This is a genomic window from Pedobacter sp. UBA5917, assembly GCF_002432345.1.
Classification (GTDB): Bacteria; Bacteroidota; Bacteroidia; order Sphingobacteriales; family Sphingobacteriaceae; genus Pedobacter.
On record NZ_DJDT01000093.1, the window covers coordinates 22,636 to 25,638 of the forward strand.

Annotated in this window: 3 protein-coding genes; all 3 read left to right on the forward strand. The window is 42.0% G+C overall.

Annotation, left to right across the window (positions count from 1 at the left end):
* A partial coding sequence (locus tag B2V92_RS05805; RefSeq protein WP_293305640.1) for a biotin-dependent carboxyltransferase family protein occupies positions 1–881 on the forward strand: 881 nt, incomplete at its 5' end.
* Positions 882–883: 2 nt separating this feature from the next.
* A complete protein-coding gene (locus B2V92_RS05810) occupies positions 884–1,639 on the forward strand; it encodes a 5-oxoprolinase subunit PxpA (RefSeq protein WP_293305644.1) in 756 nt (251 codons plus the stop codon).
* Positions 1,636–2,820: an NRAMP family divalent metal transporter gene (locus B2V92_RS05815; protein ID WP_293305647.1), complete on the forward strand. Its 1,185-nt coding sequence runs from the start codon at positions 1,636–1,638 to the stop codon at positions 2,818–2,820. The genes B2V92_RS05810 and B2V92_RS05815 overlap by 4 nt, the downstream gene beginning before the upstream one ends.
* The last annotated feature ends 183 nt before the right edge of the window (positions 2,821–3,003 follow it).

Consider the following 3,003-nt stretch of genomic DNA (forward strand, 5'->3'; position numbering starts at 1 on the left):
TAGCCAATAAGGCTGTTGGTAATGATGATGGTTTGGCTACCATAGAATTCACTTATGCAGCGGCTACTTTTAAAGCAGAAACGGATGTTTTGATTGCTTACTCTGGCGATGGAGCCTTTTTAACATATAATGATGAAGTGATGCCTGCTGAAAAACCATTGTTTTTTAACGCAGGCTCGATTATAAAACTGATTGCCAACTCAATTGGTGTACGCACTTATTTAGCAATTGCCGGAGGGTGGAATGCGCCTGATGTGATGGAAAGCAAAAGCACTTATCTTACCGCTGGCTTTGGGGGATTGGAAGGACGGGCGTTGCAGAAAGGCGATATTTTAGAAAATGTTACGAGTATAAGTCAGGTTTCTACAGAAATACAGGATCAGCTTAAAAAAAATGGATTGATTTATCCAAACTGGCGTATCTCGCGCGAAAGTTTGCTGCCAGATAACAGACAAACGCTCCGTGTGATTTTAGCAAATGAAATCAACTGGTTCGATGCTACTTCGATCATTTCGTTTTTAACCAAAAGTTATACGATTGATAAACGGAGTAACCGGATGGGTTACCACCTGCAAGGAAAGCCATTGGTGCGGAAAGTTAAAAAAGAATTGCTCAGCACCGCGGTAACGCCAGGGATAATACAGGTTACGGGCAGTGGCGATCTGGTAATATTAATGGCCGATTGCCAAACCACGGGCGGTTACCCGCGTATTGCCCATATTGCCGCTGTTGACTTACCCTTATGTGCCCAATTAAAACCTGGCGATGAAATTTATTTTTCTGAAATTTCTAAGGATGAGGCAGAAGAACTTTTTCTTGAACGTGAACACGATTTGGCTTTGATTACCACAGCAATAAGCCTTAAATATATTAAATTATGAAAATGATCGATCTTAATTGCGATATGGGTGAGGCATTTGGCAATTATGCCATGCCCAACGATGATAAACTGATGGATTATATTTCATCTGCCAATATTGCCTGTGGTTTCCATGCCGGCGATCCGGGAGTGATGCAGCAAACTGTTGCGCTGGCCGTAAAAAAAGGAGTTGCTATTGGCTCACATCCGGGTTTGCCCGATCTGCAGGGTTTTGGTCGCAGGGAAATGAAGATTTCAGCTAGCGAGGCATATCAGCTTACTTTGTATCAAATTGGTGCTTTAAGCGGTTTTGTAAAAGCCGCCGGGGGCAAATTAAACCACGTTAAAGCACATGGTGCCCTTTATAATATGGCCGCAAAAGATACAGTATTGGCAAAAGCCATTGTACAGGCCGTATACGATTTTGACCCTAATTTAATTTTATATGCCCTTGCGGGAAGTAAAATGATTAGCGAAGCAAAGGAGAAAGGCATTTTAACAGCTTCAGAGGTTTTTGCCGACCGCAGTTATCAGGATGATGGTACGCTTACGCCGCGTATAGCAAGCAATGCATTAATCGGTAGCGAAGAAGATGCGATTAACCAGGTACTTGGTTTTGCCTTAAAACAAGAAGTAAACAGTGTAAACGGAAACCGTATTTCGGTTACAGCAGAAACCGTTTGCTTGCACGGAGATGGAGAACATGCTGTTGCATTTGCCAAACTCATTTCTGAAAGGTTAAAAAAGGAAGGTATTTCTATTAAAGCCCCAAAACGATGAAGCCAAAATACAATTGGAGCGTACTTTTAGGGGCGGCATTTTTAATGGCCTCATCGGCAATTGGTCCAGGCTTTTTAACACAAACGGCAGTTTTTACCCAGCAATTGGGTGCTAGTTTTGCTTTTGTAATCCTCTTATCCATCATATTGGATGCTATTGCGCAGCTCAACATCTGGCGGATTATTGCTGTTGCCGATAAACCTGCACAGGATATTGCCAACAAGGTATTCCCTGGTTTGGGTTACTTTATTTCTTTTCTGGTTTTTTTAGGTGGTTTGGCCTTTAATATCGGTAACATTGCAGGTGCGGGTTTGGGTTTAAATGTGCTGTTTGGCATAAGTGTAGGGCAGGGCGCAGTAATCAGCGCCATTATGGCCATCGGTATTTTTATTTATAAAGAAGCCGGCAAGGCGATGGATGTTTTTGCAAAAACCATGGGCCTGATCAAAATTGTGCTGGCTTTAATTATTGCATACACCAGCTCGCCGCCGTTGGCAGAGGCGGCATTGCGTGCTGTAAATCCTACCCAATTTAGCTTTACCGCCGTATTAACCATTGTTGGTGGTACGGTAGGCGGTTACATTACCTTTTCTGGTGCACATCGATTGTTGGATGCAGGGCAAACCGGTATCGGAAATCTTAAAGCGGTAAACAAAGGAGCTTTAAGTGCTATTGGTTTAGCTTCTGTTATGCGTTTGTTGCTGTTTATCGCCGCTTTAGGGGTAATAAGCAAAGGTTTAACTTTAGATCCGGCCAATCCGGCAGCATCAGTATTTAAGCTGGCGAGTGGCGAAATCGGTTACAAAATTTTTGGCGTGGTGATATGGGCAGCAGGCATATCATCGGTTGTGGGTTCAGCCTATACTTCTATTTCTTTTATCAAAAGTTTCCATCCATTGATCTTAAAGTTTAACAGGGAAATTATCATTGCTTTTATATCCATTTCCTGTATTATCTTTATCCTGATCGGTAAACCGGTTAAAATATTGCTTACGGTTGGCGCTATCAATGGTTTTATCCTACCTATTGCCTTGGGTATTATGCTTATTGCAGCCTATAGAACCAAAATTATTGCAAATTACAAACAACCACTCTGGTTAACTTTAACAGGCTTAGCGGTGGTCATTACCATGGTTTGGATGAGTTATGGTACCATTTTACAGATGATTAACGGAGAATAAAAACGACAAAAATGAACAGGATTACAAAATATTTACTTCTTTTATCTCTTTTAAGTTCAACTGGTTTTGCACAACAGGGGGGACAGAAAATTGCGATCGAACCCGGCGTTTCGCTTGCGCTGGCAACTTCCAGAAGTACCAGTATCAGCAACATTCAATATCAGCTTCATTTTAATATTCCTG

Coding starts and splice junctions, on each gene's coding strand:
- B2V92_RS05810 (WP_293305644.1), top strand. CDS start 884: ATGATCGATCTTAATTGCGATATGGGTGAGGCATTTGGCAATTATGCC.
- B2V92_RS05815 (WP_293305647.1), top strand. CDS start 1,636: ATGAAGCCAAAATACAATTGGAGCGTACTTTTAGGGGCGGCATTTTTA.